Source organism: Paenibacillus sp. p3-SID1389 (assembly GCF_025151705.1).
GTDB classification, from domain to species: domain Bacteria; phylum Bacillota; class Bacilli; order Paenibacillales; family Paenibacillaceae; genus Fontibacillus; species Fontibacillus phoenicis.
In genome coordinates this window covers 1-24,408 of record NZ_JALXVO010000012.1, presented here as the reverse complement: position 1 = coordinate 24,408, position 24,408 = coordinate 1, and the positions used below count along the sequence as shown (strand labels likewise).

Genomic DNA, 24,408 nt, shown 5'->3' with positions numbered 1-24,408 from the left:
CCCTCAGTTAATAACAAAATATTTTTCCTCGAACTTGATCTCCGACGGTTTCTCGGGAGTTGCGGGGGAAGAAGCTGCACCGTTGATGGTTACTTTGTTGTTCCCGTTAATATGAAGCGCACCGTTCGTATAGATGTGGCCTGTTAAGGCCGAGGGGGCAGTCCCGTTGTTCACATTGACCGAACCCGCAGCGAATAAGGCAAATTGATTGCTGCCGTTTAAATTATTGATGTTGGAGGCTCCTGTGAGATAGATGTTTTGGGCGAACAGCGTACTGCTGGTATTCAAGGAGCTTCCATAAAAATCGCCGGTGATGTTCACCGTAGGTTCGCTGTTAAAGTTGGTGGTTCCGTTCACTTTAATTAAGCTGCCTTGCAATTTCATATTGTTTCCGTTGTTGATCAACAAATCCCCGCTAATGTAAATGATCCCGCTGGCCACGATAGACGAATTGGCTTCCATCGTAACCCCGCCTTTTACCCAGAGGTCGCCGTCCACCTTTAAAGCAACGTTGGGCATCAATTTGATCGCATTTAATACGGTTGATTTCGTGAACTGGGTGCTAGTTCGAACCTCGAAGTCCAGTTGTGTCGCCGGGGTTGCAAAAAGGGCCGATTTCGTCGTCTTCAGGTCCTGATCGAGCTGATTCACGATGGAGGTGATATCTAATCTTTTTGGCGGAGTTAGACTCGATCCCGGCAAGGTAGGGGATACAAGGACACCGTTAATGTGGGACTGATTGTTGGCTACTGCTCCAGCCGAATAGACATTCCCGTTGATCGTCGTTCCGTTCAAAGCCGTGGACCCAAAGCTAACTACGGCGTACTCGCCCGTTCCGGTTCCCGGAGAAGGGTCGGTAGGAGTGAAGGCGAGCGTAATCTCCACCTTTCGCCGGAAGGTTTGCGTGATTTTGTCCGATACCCCATCGGCTCTGACAACGGCAACGTACCGCTGGTTTTCGGTGTCCAAGGTGACTGTCTCAGCCTCTACATAGGGGGCGGCAGCGGCTTGCACGTCTTCCAAAGTCACTTTGTCCCTATCGCTCAGCGCCATCACGGCCGCCCGCAAATCGGAAAGCTTGATCAGCAGCTTCGTTTCGCCGTCGGCTTGGGCGGAGACGATATCTTCGGAGACGTTGACCATCCCTTGAGAATTCGTTACCGACTGCACGACCAGCGTGCCGATCACGAGCAGCATGGCAACTAAGAGCAGCACAGAGATTAAAGCATAACCTTGCTCTTGGCGGATTGTGGCTAGTCCTCGTTTTGTCATCCACACGCACCTCACGAAATCAGTTTGATGGAAACGAACAGATAGATTGGCTCGACCTCGGGCTCATTCTTTAGCGCCACTTGAAGGTTCACCCACAGATCGTTAGGGCCTTTGGAAAAAGTGGTGCCGGTTAAATCCAACCTCTCGTCGCTGAAACGTTCGCCGTTGAGGAGAAGCTGTCCCCCGACAAGCTGAAAGCGGAGCGTCTGGGTCGTTTCCGTCAGCGCATCGGTGACCACTTCCGCTTGAAATTGCGTAAAGGTGCCCGAGCCCGAAATGGACACGGCGTTTCTCAGCTTGGTCTGAAGGGCTGAACTGAGCGTGATCGCTTCGTTCCGAAGCTGGGTTTCATGGTTAACCCGTCCAAAAGCGAACAGCGATGTGGTCAGCACGGTAGACACCAGGACGACCAGCAATCCGGATAAAGCCAAGGCGGCCAGCAGCTCCACCAGCGTAATTCCGTCTTCCCGGCGAATCAGCCGCAATCGATGCTTCATGACGAGCCCCCTCCGGCGATTGCGTAGTTTTTCTTCACAGCCCCGGTTATCGAGACTTTGTGTCTATATTCGCCTGCGCCCTGGGATCGGTCAGGCTGCCAATAGGCTGTTACGGTGATGTACAGGATGTCAGGATGGGAAGGATAGTCCGAATGATGGCTGCTCACCTCGGTTTCTAGCAAATAGATTCCGCGAGTGATATTCGGCAGCGTCCCCGGGGATCGGCTGGCCCAAGTCTGCAGCTGCGAAAACCCCATCGCTTGCACCTCGTGCAGTCGGGCGTTCGCCAGATGGGTTGCGGATAAACGCTGATTCGTAAGTCTGCTCTGCGATGCACTGTTCGAGAAATAAGATAACAAAGCTAAGCAGACGACGGAGAGAATCACTAACGCCAGGGCTACCTCAAGTAAGGTCAGACCGTCTTCCCGCGCAAATGCCCGGAGAAGAGGTGATTTTTTTTGTCTATAGGCAGGTTCCATGACCGTCCCCTCGCTTTCAAAACGGGATACATATGCAGAGTGTTGTTAATCGATAGAGAGTTCTGTCGACCTATGTAATCTAGGTATATTTTACTACAAAAATGATAGCATCGTTTTAGTGAAAGGTATATAATCGGTATTAAATTACTACGATTTATTTTTCTGGAACTATTTTTGTTTGCTATAAATAGGACAATAGAACTATTAATTAAATCGCATGAAAACTCCAACAGTGATGAGGTGAACCATGTACACGATCAAGAAAAGGTTGGGTGAACTTCTGCTGGAATCCGGAATCATCACGGAGCAGCAGCTGCAAGCCGCTTTGGAGGAACAGCAGCGCACCAGAAAAAAGCTTGGTGACGTGTTGTTAGCACAAGGCGTCTTGACGGAGCACCAGCTCATCGAGGTGTTGGAATTTCAGCTGGGTATTCCTCATGTCACACTATCCAGGTTTCAAATTGATACGAAATTAAGCCAGGTCATTCCGGAGCAAATGGCCAGACGGTATCAAGTGCTTCCGATCCGCGTAGACGGACGTAAACTCATGGTTGCAATGGCCGATCCTTTGGATCTGTTTATCATCGACGACCTCAGAATGAGCACCGGCTTTACGATCGAACCGGCGATTATTTCGCGGGGCGAGCTGCAGCGGGGCATTGCCCGGTTGTATGGTCTGCAGGACTCCATGAATGAAATGATCAAGGATCTTGGGGCCGGCACCGCTCAAATTGAAGTTGAAGATGCGGTGATTCAGGGTGAGGATTCGCCTGTCGTCCGGCTGGTGCAGCAAATGATTGAGCAGGCGGTGCGCCTTGGCGCCAGCGACATTCACGTCGATCCGATGGAGACCCAACTGGCGATCCGTTATCGGATTGATGGACAGCTGCGCAATGAGCGGACGATTCCGAAGTCGATGCAAGGCGTCATCATCGCCAGGCTGAAGATTCTCGGCAACCTGAACATCGCTGAACGGCGGTTACCGCAGGATGGCCGGATCAAAATGCTGGTGGATGGCCAAACGATCGATATCCGTTTGTCGTCGCTGCCAACCGTCCATGGAGAAAAAATCGTCATGCGGCTGCTCGACCTTGCCGAAGGCGTGAAGGGCTTGGACAAGCTGGGCATGACGGAGCAGACGTTAAGCCTGTTCCGGCGCATGATTGAGAAGCAGCACGGCATGGTTCTGCTGACCGGGCCAACGGGGAGCGGGAAGACGACGACCTTGTATTCGGCCCTGCAGCACTTGAACCGGGAAGAAACGAATATCATTACGGTCGAAGATCCGGTGGAGTACATGCTGGACGGCGTGAACCAAATGCAGGTTCATCCGGCTGCCGGATTGACGTTTGCCAGGGGGTTGCGCTCTATCCTGCGTCAGGATCCCAACATTATCATGGTGGGGGAAATCCGCGATCTGGAAACGGCGGAGATTGCAATTCGTGCTTCTTTAACCGGGCATCTCGTATTTTCGACTTTACATACCAATGATGCGGTGAGTACGGTCGTCCGGCTGCGTGACATGGGGATCGAGCCGTACTTGATCGCCTCGTCGCTAATCGGGATCGTGGCCCAGAGGCTGGTGCGCTGCATCTGCCCGGACTGCAAAACGGCCTATACGCCAGATCGGCAGGAAATGATTTATCTGGAGCGTCTCGGCATTCAAACGGACAAGCTGTACCGCGGCAACGGCTGCGGCACCTGCGGCAAAACCGGCTACCGTGGCCGGATGGCGGTGCATGAAGCGCTGCTGATCAGCGACGACCTGCGCACGGCGATTGTGGAAGGCCGCTCAATTCATGAGCTGCGCCGGATGGCGAAGGAGCAAGGGATGACGCCGTTGTTTGCCGACGGGATCCAGAAAGCGCTGGAGGGACAAACCACCTTGCAGGAAATCATCCGTGAAGTGGAAGAGGGAGAGCGATGAATCAAGGACCGATCGTGACGGACGGGACGTTTAACGGACTGTTGAAGCAGGCGTTTGATGCCGGCGCCTCCGATTTGCACGTGACGGTGAATTCGCCTCCGGTGCTGCGCATCGATGGAGCGCTTCGCGCCCTGGACGGAGAGCTGCTCTCGCCGTCCATGCTGGAGCAGATCGTGCAAGAGCTGATGAGCCCGGCGCAGTATAAGAAATTCACGGAGTTCGGGGAGCTGGATTTCTCTTACGGCGTGCCGGGCCTCTCCCGGTTTCGCATCAATGTCTTCCGGCAGCGGGGCTCGATCAGCATCGCGGCCAGGGTCATTTCGCCTTCGATCCCGCCCTTCGAAACGTTAAATTTGCCGCCGGTGCTGTTGAAGCTGGCGCAGAAGCCGCAAGGGTTGTTTCTGGTTACCGGCCCGACGGGAAGCGGCAAATCAACGACGTTGGCTTCGTTGATTGACCATATTAATCATACCCAGCGCAAGCATATCGTAACGCTGGAGGATCCGATCGAATACTTGCACCGCCACGACAAGTCGATCATTAATCAGCGGGAGGTGGGGCTGGATACGTTGTCTTTTGATAACGGACTGCGGGCTGCGCTTCGTCAAGATCCGGATATCATCTTGGTTGGCGAGATGCGCGATCCGGAGACGATTCGGACGGCCATCACGGCGGCCGAAACCGGTCATCTCGTCTTTGCCACCTTACATACGGCGGACGCTCCGCAAACGATCGATCGGATCATTGATGCTTTTCCACCGGCCCAGCAGGGGCAGATCCGGATTCAGCTGGCTTCGGTGTTGCTGGCAATCCTATCGCAGCGGCTGCTTCCGTCCCGCAGCGGGAAAGGGCGTGTGTGCGCGACGGAATTGCTGCTCAATCCGCCGGCGGTCGGCAACCTGATCCGGACGGAGAAGGTGCACCAAATTCGAAGCGTGATGCAGACAAGCTCCCAGCTTGGGATGCACACGCTGGAGATGAGTCTGCGTGAGCTGCTGCGGCAAAGGGCCATTGATGAGGCTGCAGCCCGGCCATACCTAGCGGAAAGCCCTCATTAATTCACGAGGTTAAGTAAACAGCAGATGTGTGAAGCGGAAGGACAGATGGAAGATGCCCCAGTACGTATATCAGGGCAAGGATGTGGTGGGGAAGCGATGCAAAGGGGCTCTGCAAGCCCCGGATCGGCCAACCGCGCTTGCCGAACTCAAGAGGCAGCAAATCGTAGTAACGGGTCTGCGTGAGCAGCGCGAGACGGTGTGGAATAAAGAGTTTTACCTGGGCAGCCCGGTGAAGAACGAGCAGTTCGTCGTGTTTTGCCGGCAGTTTGCCACGATGATTAAGGCGGGAATCTCGATCGTGGAGGCGACCGCGATCTTAGCGGAGCAATTGGAAAGCAAACCGCTGAAGAAGACGCTGGCTGAAGTAACCGCCGAGCTCCGTAAGGGCAATACGCTCTCCGGGGCGGTCGCGGCGTACCCGCGGATTTTTCCATCGATCTTTGTACATATGGTTCGCGCAGGGGAAGAGGCAGGCAGCATGGAAGAGACGCTGGAGCGGCTTGCGGTGTATTTTGAAAAAGCGCATGTCACGCGGGAGAAAGTGAAGTCCGCGATGACCTATCCGCTGATCGTCAGCGTGATGGCCGTGTTTGTGATTATCTTCCTGTTGAAATTTATGATTCCCCGCTTTCAAGCGATGTTCGCTGAATTAGGCGGTGATTTGCCCGCGATTACGAGGTTTACGCTTACCCTCAGCCGCAGTGTGGAACAGCATTGGATCGTATGGCTGCTGGCCGCTTTGGCGGCGGTTGCTGTGGTCTACCTGCTCTTGAAGTGGGAGCGAGGGGCGTATGCTTGGGATTATATCAAGCTCAAAGTCCCCGTGTTCGGGATGCTCAATCGGAAAAGCGCGATCGCCCAGATGACGCGGACGTTGTCTTCGTTGTTTGCCAGCGCGGTGCCGGTGCTTCAAGCCTTGGCGATCGTAGAGAAGGCCGTCGGCAACAGGGTGATCGGAGCGACGCTGCAGGAATGCCAGGCATCGCTGCGCCAAGGACGGCCGCTGTCAGAGCCGCTGCGCCAGTCGTGGGTGTTTCCGCCGCTGGTCACCCAGATGATTCGGGTTGGTGAGGAGACCGGTTCGATCGATGCGATGCTGGGCAAGGTGGCCGATTTTTATGAACGGGACGTTGAGAACACGGTGGACAAGCTGAAGCAGCTGATCGAGCCGGCGATGATTTTGCTGCTGGCTGGCGTGGTTGGCTTTATCATTGCTTCGGTAATGATCCCGATGCTTAGTATTTATCAAAGTATCAGCTGAATTGGGTTGAGCTCACGAAGTGAAGCAAATTATTTTAGGAGGTTAATTATTATGACAGCACTTATCCAACGGATTCAACGATTGCGCAAGGAAGAGAAGGGGATTACGCTCGTCGAGTTGCTGGCCGTTATCGTCATTATCGGGGTGATCGCTGCAATCGCGGTGCCTTTGATTTCCGGGTTGTTGAACGATACGAAGGAGAATGCCAGAACAGCAACGGCAAACCAGCTGTATGAAGCGGCGAGATTAAGATCGATTACGAAAAACAACGGGGAAGTTACAGGGACGCATAAGCTGTCCGACTTGGTTAGTGAAAAATACATCCAGAGCGGAATTACAGATCCCAAAACCGGGGCGGCATTAGGCGACAATACTTCCGTAAATCTGGACAATTGGAATACGGAGAATGCTGTAGTCACGTTGATCATCGGCAGTGATAGCGTCAGTTTTAAAACCTCTGAATTAAAAGCAGGTAAGAAGCTTGCTTCTTCTACAGACTGAAGCGGATGGACGCGAATATGATCCTGACGGCGCTGAATGTTGCCGGTGGGCTGGCCCTGGGGCCGGTCCTGGCGTGGTACGGGCGCCGGCTGGTGGCGAAGCGCGGGCTGCTGCGCGCAAGCAGCAGCCAAGCCGCAGGCCCGGCAGCGGGCGAAGCGGCCGCCGCCCTTGGGACGGCGGCGCTGTTCGCGCTGATGCACCTGCAATTCGGTGCATCGGGCGCATGGGCGCTCGGCCTGCTGCTGAGCGCGCTGGCCGTGCTGTGCGCGGTCACTGACCTGACCGCGCATATTATCCCCAACGGCGCCGTCCTAGGCTTCGGCGCCGTGCTGCTCGTCGCCGCCCCGCTGGCGGGCGGCGTGCCGTTGTGGAGCCAAGCGCTGGGCGCGCTTGGCGGCGGCGGTCTGCTGCTGCTGATCGCCCTCCTCACCTCCGGGAAAGGGATGGGGATGGGCGACGTGAAGCTGCTGACCGTCTTTGGCTGGGTCGTCGGCTTTCCCGGCGTGCTTCTGGCCTTGTTTCTGGCCAGCGCAGCCGGCGCGGCCGCCGGACTGCTGCAGCTGGCGTGGGGCCGCAGAAGACGCGGCCAGACGCTGGCGTTTGGTCCCTTTTTGGCAATCGGCACCTTGGTGGTTTACATGTATGGAAAGGAGATCATCCATTGGTATCTGCAAAACGTCATTCCTTTTTACTAAACCGGCGGTCGGCCCACATTGGGATTACGATCGATGAGGATGGAATCCGTTTCGTCAAATTTGACGCCAAACGTGGCATCGTAGAACGGGCCGGCTTGCTGCCGGTGGATGCCGAACTGAACGAGGACGGGGTTCCCGACGTGTCCGGCTTCACCGAGATGGTGAAGCGCTGGGCGAACCGCCGGGGACTAGCCGGGAAGAAAGTTCGTCTAGCGGCGCCCACCTCCCAATCGTTTATCCGCTTGCTCCAGGTCCCGAAGGTGAGCAAAAGGCAGCAACGCCGCGTGACCGAACTGGAGATCGAAGGCAGCATTCGCCTGCCGTTTGAGGATCCGGTGATTGACTACCATTGGATCGAGGAGCGCGAGGAGGGGGAGGCGCTGCTCACGTTTGTGGCCGCCGTGCCGCGTCCGATCATTCAAGAGATGGTGTCTTCACTGGAACAAGCTGGACTTCGTCTGGAAGCGGTCGATTTGGCGGCCACTGCGCTGTCGCGCATCCTTCGGCAGCAGCGCCTGCTAGGGGAATCCGGCAATGTGATGGCGATTAATTTCAAAGCCAAAGAAGCGGAGGTCTATACCTACCACCAGGGGTTGCCTGATTTCGTGCGCACGTTTCCCTTGGAGCCGATGTCCGGGGACAAGCTGAATACGTGGCGGTATGGGGAGATCGTCTCCTCGGTGACCCGGATCATGAATTTCTATGAGTATACGCTACATGAAGGGCATGAACGCGTGCAAGGCATCGTGATTGCCGGCGCCGCGCCGGACAAGCCGGAGATCGTGCGCCAGCTGTCGGCGGCTTTTGATCAGGTGAGCGTGTCCGAAGTGGACTTGTCCCCGTATTTTGCTGGACAGGAAATCGCCGACCAAGGCAGCTATGCGATTGCCCTTGGCCTCGCCATGAAGGGAGCGGAAGGCCGATGATCGATATCAATTTGCTCCCTCCCAAGCCGCGTCCGGCTTCCTCTGGAGTCCTTCTCCCGCTCTTGTTGCTGCTCGCCGGGCTTGGGCTTTGCGCTTACTTTGGGTATGCCTTTTGGGGCGTTCACGAGACGGCTGCTGAATTAACTACGAGAATCGCCGAAACGGAACGGCAGCAGGCGGAGTTGCAAAGCGAACTGCAAAGCTTGGGGACTGCGGGAATCGGAGCGGCGGGCATCGAGTTGATCGAGAAGCTAAGCGGACAGCGGCCGGATGTGAAGGCGCTCATCACCAGCCTGGAAGCCCCGCTTCCCGCTGGGGGCACGTTGGAAACGGTACGCTTTCAAGAGACCGTACTCACTTGGACGTGCCGATTCGCCAGCTTAAGTGAAGCTAGTGCCTATTCCACCGCGCTGCGTAAACAGCCGGAACTAAGCGGCGAGCTGATTCAATCGGTGAAAGAGCTGCCGGGGCGGGGGTATATCGGCACATTTGAGCTGAAGCCGGGAACGGGAACGGCGGAACAGGCAGGTGAAGGCGAATGAATACGGAACATCGCTCCGGATCGGCCGGAGCCCGCTGGATGCTGGTTGCTGCGCTAGTGCTGCTAGCGGCGGGATCGTTTTATTTCTTCGGATACCGGCCGGAGATGGAGAAATCGGCGAACCTGGCGTCCGACCACGAAGCCAAACAATTATTTCTGCAAAAAACACAGGCGATTGTTGAGGCCAAACGGGCAGATACAGCAGCATCGGACGCTTTGGCCGATACGGCCAAGCGGGAGGCAGCGGTACCGGAGGAGCCCGACCGGGAAGGGATTTTGCTAGACCTGGAACGAGCGGCCAAGTCCTCCGGCGTACAGATTCGGGAGGTTGTCTTCGAAGGGCCGGAAAGCGGCGGGTCCTTTGCGGTTTCCGCTGATGCTGCGGCCGTAGACAATTCCTTGTCTCTGGACGGAAGTGTGTCCATTTTGAACAGTCTGCCCGCAGGTTCATCGTCGACAGACGGCGTTCCTTCTGCATTGGGGGCTTCCGGATTGTTAAATGAAGCGGAACTCAGTACGGCGGGGTTCACCGTGATGTCGCTGCAGCTTCAGCTCCGGGGGAGCTTGGCGGAAGTCAAAAACTTCGCCGCGGCTCTGCAGAAAGCCGACCGACTCTATATCGTCGACTCCTTTGAATATGGAAGAGAAGAAGAGGTGGAGAGCAAAACGGCGGCGTTCCGGCTGTTGGCATTGTACCGGTAACTCAGGAAATCAGAGCTCTTTACGTTTGAATTAAGCATTCCGGCGGTGTGCTGGGGTGCTTTTTTTCTATTTCCAGCGATTCCTTGATACTTTTTGGTATGTTTCCCGTATAAATAACTATAATGCTGAAAGGTGGTGCAACAGGGGGATGGAAATGTGGGCGATTTGGCTCATCGTCGCCGGAATCTTATTGGTACTTGAGATGATGACGATGACTTTTTACCTGCTATGGCTCTGCATCGGCGCGTTGGTTGCGGTAGTCGTAGCTTGGGTGGCCCCCGAAGCTTATTTCTGGCAGGTTGCTTTGGGCTGTCTGGTCGCTGTCGTCCTGACGGTGTTTACGAAGCCGCTTTCCAGAAAATTTCGCAAGGCAAAAGGGTTTAAGGACATCGGTACCGAACTGGTAGGGAAGCAAGGCGTCGTTGTGGAACCGATTGAACCCGGTCAATACGGCATCGTGAAGGTTGGGGGAGATTCGTGGAGCGCGAAGGCCTCCGTCCCGATCGGCAGGGATGAGAAGGTTCGGGTGCTGGCGCGAAGCAGTACAATTATCGAAGTAGAAAGATGGGAGGAAATTACTTAATGCAATGGGCAATTATTGCGGTCATTGTGGTCGTTGTTGTCGTATTTGTCTCACTGACAGTCAAAATCGTACCGCAGCAACGGGTGGGTGTCGTTGAACGGCTCGGTAAATTTAACCGTTTGCTGACGCCGGGTCTGAACGTCCTGATCCCGATCATCGACCAGGTGCGGACGTATCACGATTTGCGGATTCAACAGACGAATGTGCCGCCGCAAACCGTCATCACCAAAGATAACGTACAGGTGCAGATCGACACGATTATTTTCTATCAGGTTGTAAATCCGGAACAAGCAACGTACGGCATTTCTGATTTTGTGTACGGGGTGCGTAACATTACAACAGCTACGCTGCGTCAGATCATCGGTAAAATGGAACTGGACGAAACGTTGTCCGGTCGGGAGAAGATTTCAACCGATATCCGGACGGCGCTTGATGAAGCGACCGAGAAGTGGGGCGTGCGGATCGAACGGGTAGAAGTCCTCGACATCCGGCCGCCGGTCGATATCCAAGAAGCGATGGACAAACAAATGAAGGCCGAGCGGAACAAACGGGCCATCGTGCTTGAGGCCGAAGCCGCCAAGCAGGATATGATCTTGCGTGCGGAAGGTGACAAGCAAAGTAAGATTCTGAAAGCGGAAGGCGACAAGGAAGCGCGTATTCGCGAAGCCGAAGGCTTCCGCCAAGCCCAGGAGCTGGAGGCGCTGGGTCAAGCAAAAGCGATCGAGTCGATTGCCGCCGCCGAAAAGACGCGGATCGAAATGCTGCGCGACGCTGCTTTAACCGAAGCCGTCCTGGCGTACCAGTCCTTCGAAGCGTTGAAGGAAGTGGCCAAGGGACCGGCCAACAAGGTATTTCTCCCATCGAATGCGATCGAAACGCTGGGAAGCCTCGGCGCGATCGGCGAAGTGTTCAAAGCTGGCAAGGACGGCAAATCATAAGCTTTCAAATGAAGAAGCCCGGCAAGAGATTGTTCTTGCCGGGCTCTTTTTCATGCTTAACTCGATCGGCGCTCTCTCGGGCGGTTCCTCTATATATGAACGGCTCAGGAATGCCGGTTCGACAATTGCGCCTTCAGACGTTCCAGCTCTTCGTTGACGGCGGCGGACTGGGTTGTGCCTGCATCCGCGACACCGGCCGTTCTCCCGTAGCTGGCGGAGACTTCTTGCTGAGCTTCCCAGCTCAGGATCTTCTCCTCCATGCGCTCGAAGCCCCGCGCGGCTGCGCCGCTTTCGATGCCGCGGCTGAAGTTCGGCCGTTCGGTCTCGGCTTTGACTTGTACCTTGCGGGCACGGGCTGCGAGCTCGTTACGTTTCTCCTTCAAGCGGGCAAACTCCGCTTTGCCTTCCGCGATGCGAATCTCCAGCTCAGCGACGCGGTCACGGGCCTCCTGCGCTTCTTTGGCGTACAGCTGCGCTTGCTCCTCGTAACGGATTTTCTCCGCAGCCGCATGGCGCGCCGTCACTTCATCGCCTTGCTCCAGAGCGGTCAAAGCCCGAATTTCACTTTGCTTGGCCAGATGCGCGATATCTGCGCTTTTTCGCTCCTGAACGGTCGCGGTCATTTGCTGCTCCTTCAACAATTTCTCAGCGGCGGCGATGTCGTCCTCCAGGTTGCGTAAGTATTGGCCGGTCATCAGGACCGGATCCTCCAGTTTGTTTAACACTTCATGAATGGAAGCCTTGGCCAGATTGGCGATACGATCAAATACGCTGCTCATTGGAATCTCTCCTTTAGGGTTAATAGAGTTTGGGAACTTTCACAGATCAAAACGGGGAAAACGGATCATCGTAGCTGTAGCTGCCGATCGGTTCCTTGGGAACGATGAGGCTTGCGATCAGGTACAGGGCTACGACGGTGCCAAAGCTGAAGAATACCGCCACGACGGCGATCAGCCGCACGACCGTGGAGTCAACCCCAAGCCATTGGGCGAGCCCGCCGCACAGGCCGCTCAGTTGCTTATCCGTTGCCGAACGATACAGTTTTCTCATGGTCAACCACTCGCTTTCATTTATTTTTAAGTCAATAGGATCATGGGGACTGAGTCTCGATTGAACGAATGTGTTATCCGTTGTTCATGTCTTCATTCTACCGGGAATGGCGGCAGGGCATAACGGGCTGGGGACGGTTTGTGAACTGGACCTTGGTCGGGCCGGTTCCTCGTCTGGAAGTCGGGGCAGGGGCTTGAGCGCGGGAGGGATTCTGGCAAGTGAAATGAAAAAAAGCTTGACGTCACGCCTATGTAAGCGCTTATTGCGGGAAATGGACGTTTTCGTTATAGTGTTGTGCATAAGGGAGGGGCGCCGATGTTTTTTTCGCTACGCAATCGGCTGATTGCCGTATTTGTCGTCTTATTGGTCATTTCCTTCTGCGTCATGTTCCTGATCAGCTATAACAAGTCCAGCGCGATCTTGCGCTCTGACAGCGAAACGGCGACATTGGAAAAAATGACGGCCTACACCGCACTCATCAACTCCACGATTGGCCAAATCTACGATTTCTCCTCAGTGATCTATAACAGTGACATCACGAACGACTGGAGCGAATTCGTCTCCGATCCCACGCAGTCCGAAGGGCAGAAGATGCTGAAAAATATCCAGCTCAGCAAATTTTTGACGCGGACGGTGAACAACTATTCCATCATCGCCACCGCCTCGATTTATCGCAAAGACGGGCTGTATGTCGGTCTGGACAACCGGATCTTGCAGGACCCGTCGTTTTTGGAGACGGACTGGTATCGAAATTTTTACGAGTCTGAGCAGCATTGGGCCCCGGCGGCGGTGGATCCGTTTGAACCGGTACGTTTGAAGGAGCATGAGGTCATCAGCTTCCTGATCCCGATCGGGACGTTCAGCGTTTCCCAAGCTACCGCCATCATGAAGGTGAACGTTCGCGCTGAATACTTCAAGGACCCGCTCAGCCAGGTGCATCTCGGAACCCATGGTACGATTTTTTTGCTTAGCGGCGAAGGTGAACCGCTGTTAGGCCAGCCGTTATCAGATTTCAGCGAACCGGTCCTGAACAAGCTGGGGGAGATCCGGGAGCGGGGGCCGCGGGAAGGCGTATTTTATGCCAAACCTCAGGGCGAGGACATGATCTACGTCTATAAAAAACTGCAATTTAACGATTGGATGCTCGTTGGGGCGGTCTCGGAAAATGAACTGCTGGCCAACCTGATCAATCTGAAATCAGGGATTTTGGTGGCGACCGGGACACTGTTGGTGTTCGCTGTCCTTGCGGCCGTCTGGATTTCCTACAGCATTACCAAACCGCTGGGCGGCTTGGTGGCAGCGATGCGGCTTGTCCAGCGCGGGGAGTTCGCCCAGGCGGAGCAGCGTATTCCTGAGCGGCAGCAGGTGAACCATGAGGTCGGGTTCGTGACGGCCACGTTCCGTAACATGATTGTACGGCTGCGCGCCCATTTGAAAAGCGAGTTTGAATTGAAGCTGCGCCGGCAACAGGCGGAATATCGGGCGCTGCTGATGCAGATTAATCCGCATTTTTTGTTTAACACGTTGGAGTTACTCAGCAGTCTGGTGATCCAGAGTCGAACGGATGATGCAGTTGACGTTATCGAATCGCTAGGCAAAATGCTGCGCTTCTCGCTGAATGCCAAAAGCGATCTGATCCCGTTGCGTGACGAAGTGACGTATACCGAATCTTTCGCTGCGATTCTGCACCATCGGTTTGCGGAACAGCTGGATTTGACGCTGGAGAACGCGGTGCCGGACCGTCCGGTGTATATCGTGAAGTTTATTTTGCAGCCGCTTGTGGAAAATGCCGTGAAATACAGTCAGGTCAAAAACGACGTTGCCGTTGTGCGCATCCGGATTTGGGAGGAGGATCAACGGTTGCTCTTGCAGGTGGCCGACAACGGAGTTGGCATGGAGCCGGACTTGGTGCGGCAGCTGAACGAGGAGTACCAGCATTCCCAACTGGAGCAGGTATTAAGCACCGGCGGGAGACAGATCGGCTTGCGGAATATTTTGGCTCGGTGTGCGCTTTATTATGGAGCTGGCTTTGCGTTTTCGATTCAATCGGCGCCCGGGGAAGGGACGACGATCACACTGAGTTTGCCGATAGGGGAGGGAAATGCGGATGTATAACGTGCTGCTGGTTGATGATGAACGGGAGATTCGTCAAGGACTAAGGCTAAAAATCGATTGGCAGCAGCTGGGCCTCCAGATCGCCGGGGAAGCGGGGAATGGTCAGGAGGCGCTGGAGTGGCTTCAGACCGGGGACTGCGACATTATCATTACCGATATGCGCATGCCGATCATGGACGGGGTGGAGCTGCTCGAAAGCTGTTCCCGGCAATATCCGGATATTCGTCTGATCGTGCTGACGGGATATGACGATTTTCAGTACGCCCATGCGGCGATCAAAAATCGCGCCAGCGACCTGCTGCTCAAGCCGGTGACGCGGAGCGAACTGGCCGGAGCCTTGGGCAGGGTCGCTTCTGAGCTGGACCGGGAGCGCTCGGCGCAGGCGGAGCGGAAGCTGGCGGAATGGAAGCTGTCCCGCTACCTGGAGGAAATGAAGGAGCAATTTATTCAGAGCGTGATCCGAGCTTATCCAGGCAGCAGCCACCTGTGGCCGGAACGGGTTCGGTTGTTTGGCTTAAATGAACTGGCGGAGCAACCGGTGCGTTTTGTGGCGATCGGGTTACCGCCGGCACCGGAAGAAGCGCCGGAGGAATCCGGCCTGCGTCTGCCGTTTGAGCTGCTTTGCCGCGAGCTGGCGGGTACAACCGGTTCTGCTCCCGGTATCCCGGTCTTTCGGGAAGCGAAGCATCCCGACTTGCTGTTTGCCATCGTGCCGGGCGATCCAGCCGCTGTGCAAAGCTTCTCCAGCCAAGTGGCTGATATTGTCCGCAGCTATTTGAAACAGAAGGCGCTGGTGATGGCCGGCGAACCCGTGCAAGGTCTGGAGGCATGGCGGGAGGGGTACCTTTCCTCCGTGCTGGCCTGGTATATGAGCCGGCACACGCAGCAAGCCGGAGCGGAGCCTACGCGGGGCCTGGCGGATCCGGCACAGCTGGCGGCCCAGGACAAGCTGAAGCTGCTGCAGCGGCATTTGGCCGACGGCCGCAAGGCAGCGTTTGAGAAGCTGGTGGAGGAGGAGCTCGCCGCCGCGCTGGCTTTCTCGCACCCGCAGTTTATCAAGCTGATTTTCCAATGCTGCTTGGCCATCGAAGCGGCAGCGGATGCCATGGGGCTTGCGCTGCGGGAGAAGGACGAGATCTGGTTGGATCCGGAGCGAGTATGGGGGCTCGGCACCGTATCCAAAGCCTGCGGGTTCCTGTATGGGCTGGCGGAGCCGCTGTTTTCGCTGAAGAAGGGGGACAGCACGAGGGAGGAGCCCTCCATCGTGGAAGCGATGAAGGAAATGATCGAGCTGAATTACATGAACGATCTGAACCTGTCGCAAATCGCCGAGCAGTACCACTATAACCTGTCTTATTTGTCCGATCTGTTTAAAACAAAAACCGGCAAATCCTTTCTCCAATACCTGACCGATGTACGCATGAACAAAGCGGTGCAGCTGCTTGACGAAACCCCGCTGTCCTTAAGCGATATCGCGGAGCTGACGGGCTTCTCCAATGCCAGCTACTTCAGCACGAAATTCAAGAAGGTATTTGGCATCAGTCCGTCCGAGTACCGGCAGAAGGATAAGAACATCTAAAAAAAGTAAAAGTCCAACGCCCAAAGAAATTGGATTCTTCTCCTTTTTTGTATGCGCTACCATTTAATCAGCAAGACCATTCTCATGAAGGGGGAAGGAAGAGATGAAGAAGACGAAGGCGATGTTGTTGGCCAGTTTGCTTCTTGTTACGGCCATCTTGGTCTCGGCGTGCGGCTCCGGTAACAACAATGCCGGGAGTGCAACTACGGGGAATACGAACCAGCCGTCGGAGGCAGGAGGCGCCGCCAGCGAGGAGCAAGTTGAGCTTCGCGTCATGTGGTGGGGGGACCAAACCCGGGCTGACATTACCACGGCCATGCTGAAGAAGTTCGAGGAGAAACACCCGAACATCAAGGTGATCCCAGAGTTCTCTCCTTTTGACGGATATTTCGATAAGCTGAATACGCAGCTGGCATCGGGGACGGCCCCGGACCTGTTTACGTTAGGGAGCAATATCTTGGAATATGCCACCCGGGATGTACTGCTGGATATCACTCCGTACGTCGGCAATGAAGTCGATACCAGCAAAATTTCGCCGCAGCTCATCAACGTGAATACGTTTGATGGTAAGCTGCGGGGGATCTCGATTGGGGCGAACTCGACAGCGATTCTTGCGAACACGGCGCTGTTTGAGAAAGCCGGTCTTCCTTTGCCGACGAAGGAATGGACTTGGGACGATTTTATCAAGATCAATGAACAGATTGCGGCTACCGGCAAAGACATTTACGGCTCTTACGATTATTCCGGCGAGATGGACCAGTTTGGGGTATATCTGACTCAGCGGGACAAGATGATCTACAATGAGCCGGAGAAGAAGCTGGGCTTCGAGGCGGCGGACGTCGCCGAGTGGTTCACGCTCTGGGAAGGCATGCGCAAAGCCGGCAGCATCGTTACGCCGGAGCTGCAAATTTCGGCCGATCCGGACGATACAAGCATGTCCCTGGTGACGAAAGGCCAAGTGGCGATGCAGTTTATTCCGACGAACCAGTTTGCTGATTTCCAAAAAATGTCCCAGGATAAGCTGACGCTCATCCCGGTTCCGATGGGACCAAATGGCAGCATGATCTCCGTTCAATCGAGCCAGAACATCGTGGGTTATGCCAATACCAAGCATCCGAAGGAAGTAGCGATGCTGATGGACTTCTGGGTGAACGATCCGGACGCAGCCAAAATCCTTGGCAACAACCGCGGCGTGCCAGTCTCCTCGGAGATGCGGGCCGTACTGAAGGCGGAGGCTTCCGAAACGGATAAAGTGGTATACGATTACCTGGATATCGTGGCGGTGGATGATGTCGACCTGTTGTACAACGTTCCGGGCTCCAACGAGTTTAAGCAAGAGCTGCTGAAAGCCAGCCAGAACGTGGCATTCGGACGGATGGACATCGCGAAGGCAGCAGAAGATTTTTATGCACAGGGACAAAAAATCTTACAGGCAAACTTAAGTGCAACGACAAATTAACCGGCCTGTCACACGAAAGAGGGGATCCGTTGGGTTCCCCTTTTTCTGAACCCAAGGAATGATGGTTACGGAGGTGTTTACTTATGGATTCGGTGACAGGTGTGGCAACCCAAACGATGGTAAAGCCAAAACGACGTCGATCCCTGAAACGGAACTTGACGGGTTATTTGTTTCTGCTGCCCTGGTTGATTGGATTTTTTTGCATGGCGATTGGGCCGATTCTGGCTTCGCTGTATTTGTCCTTTACGAACTATAACATGTTGAAAGCGCCCGCTTGGATTGGGCTTCAGAATTTTACGGAGATGTTTACGGGAGATGCCACGTTTACCCATTCGTTGAAGCTGACATTTCAATACGTGTTCCTCTCCGTTCCTCTGCGGTTGGTGTTCGCACTGGCGGTCGCGATTATTTTGAATAAAGGGTTACGGCTGCTTGGCCTATATCGGACCGTCTATTACATCCCTTCGTTGTTAGGGGGGAGCGTGGCGATTGCGGTGGTTTGGAAAAAAATCTTCTCCGGTGACGGGTTGTTTAACCGGTTCCTCGGGATTTTTCATATTGATGCCCCCGATTGGGTGGCGAATCCGAGCTACATTATTTATTCCATCGTCGCGCTGTCGGTTTGGCAATTTGGCTCGTCGATGGTGATTTTCCTGGCGGGACTGAAGCAGATCCCGGGGGAAATCTACGAGGCTGCGGCGGTGGACGGCATCAGCCGGACGCGTCAGTTTCTGCGGATCACGCTGCCGCTGTTGTCGCCGGTTATCCTGTTTAACCTGGTGATGAACATGATCAGCTCGTTCCAGGTGTTTACCTCCGGGTACATTATCGGGGACGGTCATGGCGGGCCGATCGACTCGACGATGTTCTACTCGCTGTACCTGTATTTGAAGGGGTTCTCTTACTTTAATATGGGTTACGCCTCGGCTATGGCTTGGGTGATGCTTGTGATTATCGGTATTTTTACGGCGATCGTGTTCGCTTCCTCCAAGTATTGGGTTTATTACGGCGACGGCAAGGACGAAAGGGGCTGAGAGCGATGGTGTTGAGGCTAAGCTTAAGCAAACTGTGGAGACACGTGGTGGTGATCGTGATCGGGACGATCATGATTTATCCGGTGTTGTGGATGATCAGCAGCTCGTTCAAGCCAAACGCGGAAATCTTCTCGGACATGGGATTGTGGCCGGATTCCTTCACGTTCTCCAATTACGTTAACGGCTGGCGGGGGATTCAAGGTTATTCGTTTGGGCATTTCCTGATTAATTCCTTTATTATCGCGGCGCTGGCGGTGATCGGTAACGTGATCTCCTGCTCGCTGGCGGCCTTTGCCTTTGCGCGTTTGAATTTTGCCGGTCAGAAATTTTGGTTCAGCATGATGCTGATGACGTTGATGCTGCCGTTTCAAGTGACGCTCATTCCGCAATATATTCTGTTCCACACGTTTGGATGGGTGAATACGTTTCTTCCGCTCGTTGTGCCGAAGTTTTTTGCATTGGATGCGTTTTTCGTGCTGCTGATGGTGCAGTTTATTCGCGGGTTACCGATGGAATTGGACGAAAGCGCCCGGATCGACGGCTGTGGACCTTGGCAGATATACTTGCGGATCATTATGCCGCTGTGCGTACCGGCGGTGATTACAACGTCGATCTTTACGTTCTACTGGACGTGGGACGACTTCTTTGGGCAAATGATTTACCTGAACAGTCCTAAGCTGTTTACGGTAATGATCGGTTTGCGCTCGTTAATTGACTCCACCAGCACGTCGAACTGGGGCTCGTTGATGGCGATGTCGACGGTGGCGGTTGCGCCGGTCATCGTGATCTTCCTGATCTTCCAGCGTTATATCGTCGAAGGAATCTCGACGACGGGGCTGAAGTAAGCTGACAGGACGGTGAACTGTACACGACTTCTAGGAGGGATTGGTTATGACCTTGGCGTTATCGGACATCCATATTCGGGATCCGTTCCTCCTGCCGATGCCGGCGGAAGGCAAATATTATATGTACGGCACGATCGGAGAGACGTGCTGGAAGGGCAAACCGCGCGGGTTTGACGTTTACGTGAGCACGGATTTGGCGGCATGGGAAGGTCCTTACCCGGCGTTCCGCCCGGAGCCGGATTTCTGGTCGGACTTCAACTACTGGGCGCCGGAGGTGCATGAGTGGCAGGGGCGCTACTACATGTTCGCCACCTTCAAGGCAGACGGCCGATGCCGGGGCACGCAAACGCTGGTGGCGGACAGCCCGCTGGGCCCGTTCCAGCCGCTTGGGGACGGGCCGTTGACGCCGCGCGATTGGGAGTGCTTGGACGGGACATTTTACGTCGACCCGCAGGGCGAGCCCTGGATGGTGTTCTGCCATGAATGGGTACAGGTGCAGGATGGGGAGATTTGCGCGGTGCGTCTAAGCCGCGAGCTGGACCGGGCGGTGTCTGAGCCTGTGCTATTGTTCCGGGCTTCGGAGGCACCATGGGCCGAAGGGATTCGCGGCGGGGCCAATTACGTCACGGACGGCCCCTTCTTGTACCGCGCTGATAACGGCGAGCTGCTGCTGCTCTGGTCCAGCTTTAGCGACGGCGGCTACACGATCGGCTGCGCTCGCCAAGCTGGTGGAGACATTACCGGCCCGTGGGTGCAGGACACAGAGCCGTTGTATAAACGGGACGGCGGCCACGGGATGGTGTTCCGCACGTTCGCGGGCGAGCTGCGACTGGCGATTCATACGCCAAACGACAGCCCCAATGAACGTCCGATCTTCATCCCGGTGACGGAGCAGGACGGGCGATTATACGCGCATCCGAAAGAAGTGCAGAGATAGGTGAGGTGGGACAGATGGGGGAAATGGGAGAGATGGGCGTGTTGGAGCGGTTGCGCAAGATGGAGGTTGCGTCAGCTGTAAGCGGAGAAGGTTTGCGTAAGAGCACGGATCAAGCCGTGCTGGAGGAGTTTGCCGCTTCGGGCGTCAAATTCGCGGCGAACGAAGGGAGCCCGCTGGAGCGGGTCTATTACGCCGGCGTGCGCAAGCTGCTCGATTGCATCGTGCCGTCGGTAAGCGGCGTGCCGGTGCTGCATGAAGGCGGCGTGTACCTCGGCACTTGGCTGGAGAGCACCGGCACGATCAATGCCGAGCTGCTCAGCCGCTTTGTGCCATCGGTGGCGCAGGCGACCTTCACCTTGTTTGCCGATTACCAACGCTCCGATGGCCTCATGCCCTACAAGGTGACCGGCACGGGACCGGCATACCGGCAAATCCAGATGGTCACGCCGCTGGCCCGCTCGGTATGGAACCACTACCGCCTGAACGGCCGGGCGGACCGGGAGTTCCTGGACAAGATGTACCGCGCCATGGAGCGGCACGACGCCTGGCTGGCCGCTTTCCGTGATACGCGGGGGACGGGCTGCGTGGAGGCGTTTTGCACGTTCGATACGGGGCATGATCTATCTCCGCGCTTCTGGCATGTGCCGGATACGTCGCATCTGGGCGACCCGCGCCGGTACGATCCGGACTCGCCGGTGCTGCCGTTTTTGGCGCCGGATCTGACGGCTAACGTCTACTGTCAGCGGCGTTATTTGGCGGACATCGCCGCGGAGCTGGGGGCGGCAGCAGGACCGGAGTGGGCAGCTAAAGCGGAGGCGAGCCTGTCCAGCCTGATGAAGCATTGCTATGATGCGGAAGACGGGTTCTTCTACGACGTGGACGCGAGCGGACAGTTCGTCCGCATCCAGTCTGACGTGCTGCTGCGCGTATTGGCTTGCGAGGTGGGGGACGGGGAATTTTTCGCTTCGTCGCTGCGACGATATTTGCTGAATACGCGGAAGTTTTTTGCCAAGTATCCCTTCACTTCGATTGCCATGGACGACCCGCGGTTTGATCCGTCGTCGGCCTACAACACCTGGGCGGGGACGATAAACTTCCTTAGCTTAATCCGTGCTCCGCATGCGTTTGAGTACCACGGGCGGCATGTGGAGCTAACCTGGGTACTGCAGCCGATTCTGTCGGCGATGGCCCGCATGGAGCGTTTCGCCCAGTGCCTCAGCCCTTGGACGGGAGAGGAAGGCTTCACCGAGACCTACTCCCCTGCGATTTTGTGTCTGCTCGACTATGTGGAGCGGTTGTGCGGCATCCTGCCGACGCCGGAGGAAGAGCTGTGGTTCACCGGGCTGCTGCCTTATCCGATGGATCACGGGGAAGTACCGGCCGAGGAAACCGCGTATGCCCGGAAAGTGGACGGCACGGTATTCGAGCTGGTCAATACGCGTGAAGGCAGCACCGTATACCGGGACGGGGAGCCGTACTGCCGGTTTCCCTACGGGACCCGTCTCGTCACCGATCGACGCGGTGAGCCTAAAGCGCTCATCGGGATGAGCGTTCGGACGGTGGAGGGTCTGCTGGAATTTGGGGGCCGAGCTTATCCGGTAAACCTCGGCGGGAACGAGGTTTGGCGATTGAATCGGGATAGCGCGGTTTCTAGTCCCGGATCAGGGCCAAAGTCAGCTTCTGCTGAAGCTTTGGCAGGTCCCGGTGTCGTTCTACCTACGTATCATTAGACAACCCCCTGCACGTTTCCCGAAAAAACGCCATAAACTTATGAAGATTGCATATATTTCAGATGCCTGTCGCATAACAATAAATAGGCGTAAAGCAGGCGCAACTTCGGGAAGTTTCGCTTGAGAATTCGGAGGGGAGTGCAGGGAATGCGCATTGCTGTCATTCAGGGAAGTGCAAGGAATGGAGGGAACACGGAGGAACTGACGCGGCTGGTTTTAGAGGGGTTACCCTATACGAATATCATCCTGCGGGAGAAAGAAATCAAACCGATCCACGATCAACGGCACGACGAAGGCGGCTTCGATCCCGTGGACGATGATTACGACGAGCTGATCCTGCAGGTGCTGGAGCATGATATTTTGATCTTCGCCACGCCGGTATATTGGTACGGGCCATCCGGCTTGATGAAGAACTTCATCGATCGCTGGTCACAAAGCTTGCGCGATGTCCGTTTCAACTTTAAAGAGCGGATGGCGGCCAAAACAGCCTATGCCGTCGTGGTCGGCGGCGATAATCCGCGGATCAAAGCGCTGCCGCTCATTCAACAGCTGCAGTACACGTTTGATTTCGTGGGGTTACCGTTTGCCGGTTATGTGATCGGCAAAGCCAGCAGACCGGGCGAGATCTTCAAGGACGCCCGGGCGATCCGCGAGGCTGCGGCGCTAAACGCCGAACTGCGGAAAGCCGAGCCGTTGGCGGTGAATCGTTCCTGATCTTTACTTTCATAGACAGATGGAAGACCGACGTGCGGTTGCATTTGCAGCGGCACGTTTTTCTTATGCTCCCTTTGTCGAAGATAGGTAGGAACCTATGCAGCCGCCCTCTTTTTCATGATTATCCCGTTGAATCAGGCAGTAGAGAAAGAGAAATCGTTGTTACGAAAAAGCGCTTTGTCTGAGGAGAATAGCCTGCTTTGAAGCAGTCGAGAGCTAAGTCCTTACTTAATCGTAAAAAACCTAAGATAGCCCTAGGAATACGACCTAGGAGTATGACCAATATGACAGATTGAAGCTGAGGCAAGAAGGCAAGTTACAAAAGTTAAAGGAAGTAATAGATCGTCCAGAATTGAAAGTGAAATTCAGATTGAAGAGGACAAGAAGTTCAAGTCCAGATTATAAAGACAAGTTTAATGCCCCGAGCGTTTCAATTTACGCCGCTGTTGCAAGGAACGGCTTCCGATGGCGTGCGTTCTGGTGGCGTGCGATTAACTGGCGGTAAGGGATCGCAGGAATGGACAAGCACATCTGTAGCAGGTTCTGGCGCATCTCTTCCTCGGAACAGGACATGCGCAGGTGACGGCGGACGGTGTACTCATTCAAATACGCCTGCAAATGTGTTAACCCCAAGGCGACATACGTGCGTCTGATCGAGTCCCTTGCTTGTCTCACGACTCTCCGTAAGGGCAGATACATCCGATAAACGAAAGGGAACCACCGCTTGGTTGAGGTATGGACGTCTACATGTTTGTTGATGAACGCGACGAGATCGCACCGGGTAGCCCATTGCTCGCTTCCTCTTTTATGTGATACCAGTTGGATCTTCACTCGCCCGGGTTCACCAGACTCAGTTACCGTGCAACCGGCGACGACTGCGGTGGCATAAGGTTGAGAAACTGGATGAAAACGGTTGGGATCCGTTCCATACTGATCGCGGTTCACCTTTACCTCTCCAGAAAGCAGATTTCGGGCATCACATTCGCTGAGGCTATGGCGGATTTTGTGCAGCATGAGCCAAGCGGTCTTGTAGGTAACTTGGATTACCTGACTCAAACGGAGCGCCGAGATGCCGTCGGGAAGCAGGAACAGCTCCAAGGCTTGAAACCACTTCACCAGGGGCAGATGAGTTCTTTCAAATATGGTGCCAACCAAAGGCGAGGCTTGATAGCTGCATCTTCCACATTCAAACAAAGGAAGGCGACGGGAGGACACGCGGGTCCATTCGGTAAAAGCGCAGCGCGGGCAGACGAAGCCGTTTGGCCACTTCATAGCGATGATCGCCTCGATGCAGTCGGCCTCACTTTGAAAACGGCTGCTGATAGATTGAAGCTCCGGATTCATACCTAATTCCAAGTCCGATCCCTCCAATTCAAATTCCTCTAGTTCACTAAATACGCACGTACGTTCTCTTTTTTTGTCATTATATCAAACATATGTTCGTTAATCAAGAAAAAAATCCCAGATAACCATCTTATCTTCGTAAAAATCGGAATGATCAGCTCCACGGGCCACCTCATTTCAATCCCGTTCATGGATTTCCCAATTCTGAGCAAAGGGGATAT

General features: G+C 55.2%; 24 protein-coding genes. 18 read left to right on the top strand and 6 right to left on the bottom strand.

Going from position 1 to position 24,408, the window contains the following annotated elements:
* Window positions 1–3: 3 nt before the first annotated feature.
* Genes M3G15_RS07235 through M3G15_RS07225 form a run of 3 tightly spaced genes read right to left on the bottom strand, consistent with a single transcriptional unit; the run spans window position 4 to window position 2,248 of the window.
* Window positions 4–1,272 (bottom strand): hypothetical protein, encoded by a 1,269-nt coding sequence (locus tag M3G15_RS07235; RefSeq protein ID WP_260070494.1) that lies wholly within the window; start codon window positions 1,270–1,272, stop codon window positions 4–6.
* Window positions 1,273–1,283: 11 nt separating this feature from the next.
* On the bottom strand, window positions 1,284–1,769 hold the full coding sequence (locus tag M3G15_RS07230) for a prepilin-type N-terminal cleavage/methylation domain-containing protein (RefSeq protein WP_260070493.1): 486 nt from the start codon (window positions 1,767–1,769) through the stop codon (window positions 1,284–1,286).
* Window positions 1,766–2,248 carry a type IV pilus modification PilV family protein gene (locus tag M3G15_RS07225; protein ID WP_260070492.1) on the bottom strand — a complete coding sequence of 161 codons (483 nt, stop codon included), beginning with the start codon at window positions 2,246–2,248 and terminating at the stop codon, window positions 1,766–1,768. Before M3G15_RS07225 ends, M3G15_RS07230 begins: the two co-directional genes overlap by 4 nt.
* 247 nt (window positions 2,249–2,495) lie before the next feature.
* Here M3G15_RS07225 and M3G15_RS07220 point away from each other — a divergent pair, with 247 nt between their 5' ends.
* From M3G15_RS07220 to M3G15_RS07175, 10 genes are all read left to right on the top strand, one after another.
* Window positions 2,496–4,175 (top strand): GspE/PulE family protein, encoded by a 1,680-nt coding sequence (locus M3G15_RS07220; protein WP_260070491.1) that lies wholly within the window; start codon window positions 2,496–2,498, stop codon window positions 4,173–4,175.
* Window positions 4,172–5,233: a type IV pilus twitching motility protein PilT gene (locus M3G15_RS07215; RefSeq protein WP_260070490.1), complete on the top strand. Its 1,062-nt coding sequence runs from the start codon at window positions 4,172–4,174 to the stop codon at window positions 5,231–5,233. The genes M3G15_RS07220 and M3G15_RS07215 overlap by 4 nt, the downstream gene beginning before the upstream one ends.
* 52 nt (window positions 5,234–5,285) lie before the next feature.
* Complete coding sequence (locus M3G15_RS07210) at window positions 5,286–6,494, top strand: type II secretion system F family protein (RefSeq protein WP_260070489.1); 1,209 nt, start codon at window positions 5,286–5,288, stop codon at window positions 6,492–6,494.
* A gap of 51 nt (window positions 6,495–6,545) precedes the next feature.
* A complete protein-coding gene (locus M3G15_RS07205) occupies window positions 6,546–6,995 on the top strand; it encodes a prepilin-type N-terminal cleavage/methylation domain-containing protein (RefSeq protein ID WP_009223947.1) in 450 nt (149 codons plus the stop codon).
* Between the two features lie 17 nt (window positions 6,996–7,012).
* Window positions 7,013–7,690 (top strand): prepilin peptidase, encoded by a 678-nt coding sequence (locus M3G15_RS07200; protein ID WP_051417100.1) that lies wholly within the window; start codon window positions 7,013–7,015, stop codon window positions 7,688–7,690.
* On the top strand, window positions 7,657–8,616 hold the full coding sequence (pilM, locus tag M3G15_RS07195) for a type IV pilus biogenesis protein PilM (protein WP_260070488.1): 960 nt from the start codon (window positions 7,657–7,659) through the stop codon (window positions 8,614–8,616). The genes M3G15_RS07200 and pilM overlap by 34 nt, the downstream gene beginning before the upstream one ends.
* Window positions 8,613–9,158 (top strand): hypothetical protein, encoded by a 546-nt coding sequence (locus M3G15_RS07190; protein ID WP_085170864.1) that lies wholly within the window; start codon window positions 8,613–8,615, stop codon window positions 9,156–9,158. Before pilM ends, M3G15_RS07190 begins: the two co-directional genes overlap by 4 nt.
* Window positions 9,155–9,859, top strand: coding sequence for a hypothetical protein (locus M3G15_RS07185; RefSeq protein ID WP_260070487.1), 705 nt, complete (start codon window positions 9,155–9,157; stop codon window positions 9,857–9,859). The genes M3G15_RS07190 and M3G15_RS07185 overlap by 4 nt, the downstream gene beginning before the upstream one ends.
* A gap of 148 nt (window positions 9,860–10,007) precedes the next feature.
* Complete coding sequence (locus M3G15_RS07180) at window positions 10,008–10,442, top strand: NfeD family protein (protein WP_260070486.1); 435 nt, start codon at window positions 10,008–10,010, stop codon at window positions 10,440–10,442.
* Complete coding sequence (locus M3G15_RS07175; RefSeq protein WP_260070485.1) at window positions 10,442–11,380, top strand: SPFH domain-containing protein; 939 nt, start codon at window positions 10,442–10,444, stop codon at window positions 11,378–11,380. Before M3G15_RS07180 ends, M3G15_RS07175 begins: the two co-directional genes overlap by 1 nt.
* A 104-nt stretch (window positions 11,381–11,484) precedes the next feature.
* On the opposite strand, the gene M3G15_RS07170 is transcribed toward M3G15_RS07175, so the two are convergent.
* A complete protein-coding gene (locus M3G15_RS07170; protein WP_009223954.1) occupies window positions 11,485–12,159 on the bottom strand; it encodes a PspA/IM30 family protein in 675 nt (224 codons plus the stop codon).
* A gap of 46 nt (window positions 12,160–12,205) precedes the next feature.
* Window positions 12,206–12,430, bottom strand: a complete 225-nt coding sequence (locus M3G15_RS07165; protein WP_260070484.1) for a PspC domain-containing protein — start codon at window positions 12,428–12,430, stop codon at window positions 12,206–12,208.
* 315 nt (window positions 12,431–12,745) lie between these two features.
* On the opposite strand from M3G15_RS07165, the gene M3G15_RS07160 reads away from it, so the two are divergent.
* The 8 genes from M3G15_RS07160 (at window position 12,746) to M3G15_RS07125 (ending at window position 22,843) form a co-directional block, all read left to right on the top strand.
* Window positions 12,746–14,545, top strand: a complete 1,800-nt coding sequence (locus M3G15_RS07160) for a cache domain-containing sensor histidine kinase (RefSeq protein ID WP_260070483.1) — start codon at window positions 12,746–12,748, stop codon at window positions 14,543–14,545.
* Window positions 14,538–16,124, top strand: a complete 1,587-nt coding sequence (locus tag M3G15_RS07155; RefSeq protein ID WP_028539833.1) for a response regulator transcription factor — start codon at window positions 14,538–14,540, stop codon at window positions 16,122–16,124. The genes M3G15_RS07160 and M3G15_RS07155 overlap by 8 nt, the downstream gene beginning before the upstream one ends.
* Before the next feature lie 103 nt (window positions 16,125–16,227).
* Entirely contained in the window at window positions 16,228–17,583 is a 1,356-nt protein-coding gene (locus M3G15_RS07150) for an ABC transporter substrate-binding protein (RefSeq protein ID WP_260070482.1), read from the top strand.
* An 83-nt stretch (window positions 17,584–17,666) separates the two neighbouring features.
* Window positions 17,667–18,617, top strand: a complete 951-nt coding sequence (locus tag M3G15_RS07145; protein ID WP_009223960.1) for a carbohydrate ABC transporter permease — start codon at window positions 17,667–17,669, stop codon at window positions 18,615–18,617.
* 5 nt (window positions 18,618–18,622) lie between these two features.
* Complete coding sequence (locus M3G15_RS07140) at window positions 18,623–19,462, top strand: carbohydrate ABC transporter permease (RefSeq protein WP_036644429.1); 840 nt, start codon at window positions 18,623–18,625, stop codon at window positions 19,460–19,462.
* Between the two features lie 46 nt (window positions 19,463–19,508).
* Window positions 19,509–20,399: a glycoside hydrolase family 43 protein gene (locus M3G15_RS07135; RefSeq protein WP_260070481.1), complete on the top strand. Its 891-nt coding sequence runs from the start codon at window positions 19,509–19,511 to the stop codon at window positions 20,397–20,399.
* 14 nt (window positions 20,400–20,413) lie between these two features.
* On the top strand, window positions 20,414–22,129 hold the full coding sequence (locus M3G15_RS07130) for an MGH1-like glycoside hydrolase domain-containing protein (RefSeq protein ID WP_397376596.1): 1,716 nt from the start codon (window positions 20,414–20,416) through the stop codon (window positions 22,127–22,129).
* A 147-nt stretch (window positions 22,130–22,276) separates the two neighbouring features.
* Window positions 22,277–22,843: a flavodoxin family protein gene (locus M3G15_RS07125; protein ID WP_009223964.1), complete on the top strand. Its 567-nt coding sequence runs from the start codon at window positions 22,277–22,279 to the stop codon at window positions 22,841–22,843.
* A 435-nt stretch (window positions 22,844–23,278) separates the two neighbouring features.
* Here the strand turns inward: M3G15_RS07125 and M3G15_RS07120 are convergent, their stop codons facing one another.
* Window positions 23,279–24,199 carry a transposase gene (locus M3G15_RS07120; RefSeq protein WP_260070480.1) on the bottom strand — a complete coding sequence of 307 codons (921 nt, stop codon included), beginning with the start codon at window positions 24,197–24,199 and terminating at the stop codon, window positions 23,279–23,281.
* Between the last annotated feature and the right edge of the window lie 209 nt (window positions 24,200–24,408).

Excerpts from the sequence above, each read along its gene's own strand:
- M3G15_RS07160 (WP_260070483.1), top strand. The coding sequence starts at position 12,746 with ATGTTTTTTTCGCTACGCAATCGGCTGATTGCCGTATTTGTCGTCTTA.
- M3G15_RS07215 (WP_260070490.1), top strand. The coding sequence starts at position 4,172 with ATGAATCAAGGACCGATCGTGACGGACGGGACGTTTAACGGACTGTTG.
- M3G15_RS07180 (WP_260070486.1), top strand. The coding sequence starts at position 10,008 with ATGGAAATGTGGGCGATTTGGCTCATCGTCGCCGGAATCTTATTGGTA.
- M3G15_RS07220 (WP_260070491.1), top strand. The coding sequence starts at position 2,496 with ATGTACACGATCAAGAAAAGGTTGGGTGAACTTCTGCTGGAATCCGGA.
- M3G15_RS07235 (WP_260070494.1), bottom strand. The coding sequence starts at position 1,272 with ATGACAAAACGAGGACTAGCCACAATCCGCCAAGAGCAAGGTTATGCT.
- M3G15_RS07140 (WP_036644429.1), top strand. The coding sequence starts at position 18,623 with ATGGTGTTGAGGCTAAGCTTAAGCAAACTGTGGAGACACGTGGTGGTG.
- M3G15_RS07175 (WP_260070485.1), top strand. The coding sequence starts at position 10,442 with ATGCAATGGGCAATTATTGCGGTCATTGTGGTCGTTGTTGTCGTATTT.
- M3G15_RS07145 (WP_009223960.1), top strand. The coding sequence starts at position 17,667 with ATGGATTCGGTGACAGGTGTGGCAACCCAAACGATGGTAAAGCCAAAA.
- M3G15_RS07190 (WP_085170864.1), top strand. The coding sequence starts at position 8,613 with ATGATCGATATCAATTTGCTCCCTCCCAAGCCGCGTCCGGCTTCCTCT.
- M3G15_RS07225 (WP_260070492.1), bottom strand. The coding sequence starts at position 2,248 with ATGGAACCTGCCTATAGACAAAAAAAATCACCTCTTCTCCGGGCATTT.
- M3G15_RS07135 (WP_260070481.1), top strand. The coding sequence starts at position 19,509 with ATGACCTTGGCGTTATCGGACATCCATATTCGGGATCCGTTCCTCCTG.
- M3G15_RS07165 (WP_260070484.1), bottom strand. The coding sequence starts at position 12,430 with ATGAGAAAACTGTATCGTTCGGCAACGGATAAGCAACTGAGCGGCCTG.
- M3G15_RS07150 (WP_260070482.1), top strand. The coding sequence starts at position 16,228 with ATGAAGAAGACGAAGGCGATGTTGTTGGCCAGTTTGCTTCTTGTTACG.
- M3G15_RS07230 (WP_260070493.1), bottom strand. The coding sequence starts at position 1,769 with ATGAAGCATCGATTGCGGCTGATTCGCCGGGAAGACGGAATTACGCTG.
- M3G15_RS07125 (WP_009223964.1), top strand. The coding sequence starts at position 22,277 with ATGCGCATTGCTGTCATTCAGGGAAGTGCAAGGAATGGAGGGAACACG.
- M3G15_RS07205 (WP_009223947.1), top strand. The coding sequence starts at position 6,546 with ATGACAGCACTTATCCAACGGATTCAACGATTGCGCAAGGAAGAGAAG.
- M3G15_RS07185 (WP_260070487.1), top strand. The coding sequence starts at position 9,155 with ATGAATACGGAACATCGCTCCGGATCGGCCGGAGCCCGCTGGATGCTG.
- M3G15_RS07170 (WP_009223954.1), bottom strand. The coding sequence starts at position 12,159 with ATGAGCAGCGTATTTGATCGTATCGCCAATCTGGCCAAGGCTTCCATT.
- M3G15_RS07130 (WP_397376596.1), top strand. The coding sequence starts at position 20,414 with ATGGGGGAAATGGGAGAGATGGGCGTGTTGGAGCGGTTGCGCAAGATG.
- M3G15_RS07200 (WP_051417100.1), top strand. The coding sequence starts at position 7,013 with ATGATCCTGACGGCGCTGAATGTTGCCGGTGGGCTGGCCCTGGGGCCG.
- M3G15_RS07210 (WP_260070489.1), top strand. The coding sequence starts at position 5,286 with ATGCCCCAGTACGTATATCAGGGCAAGGATGTGGTGGGGAAGCGATGC.
- M3G15_RS07155 (WP_028539833.1), top strand. The coding sequence starts at position 14,538 with ATGTATAACGTGCTGCTGGTTGATGATGAACGGGAGATTCGTCAAGGA.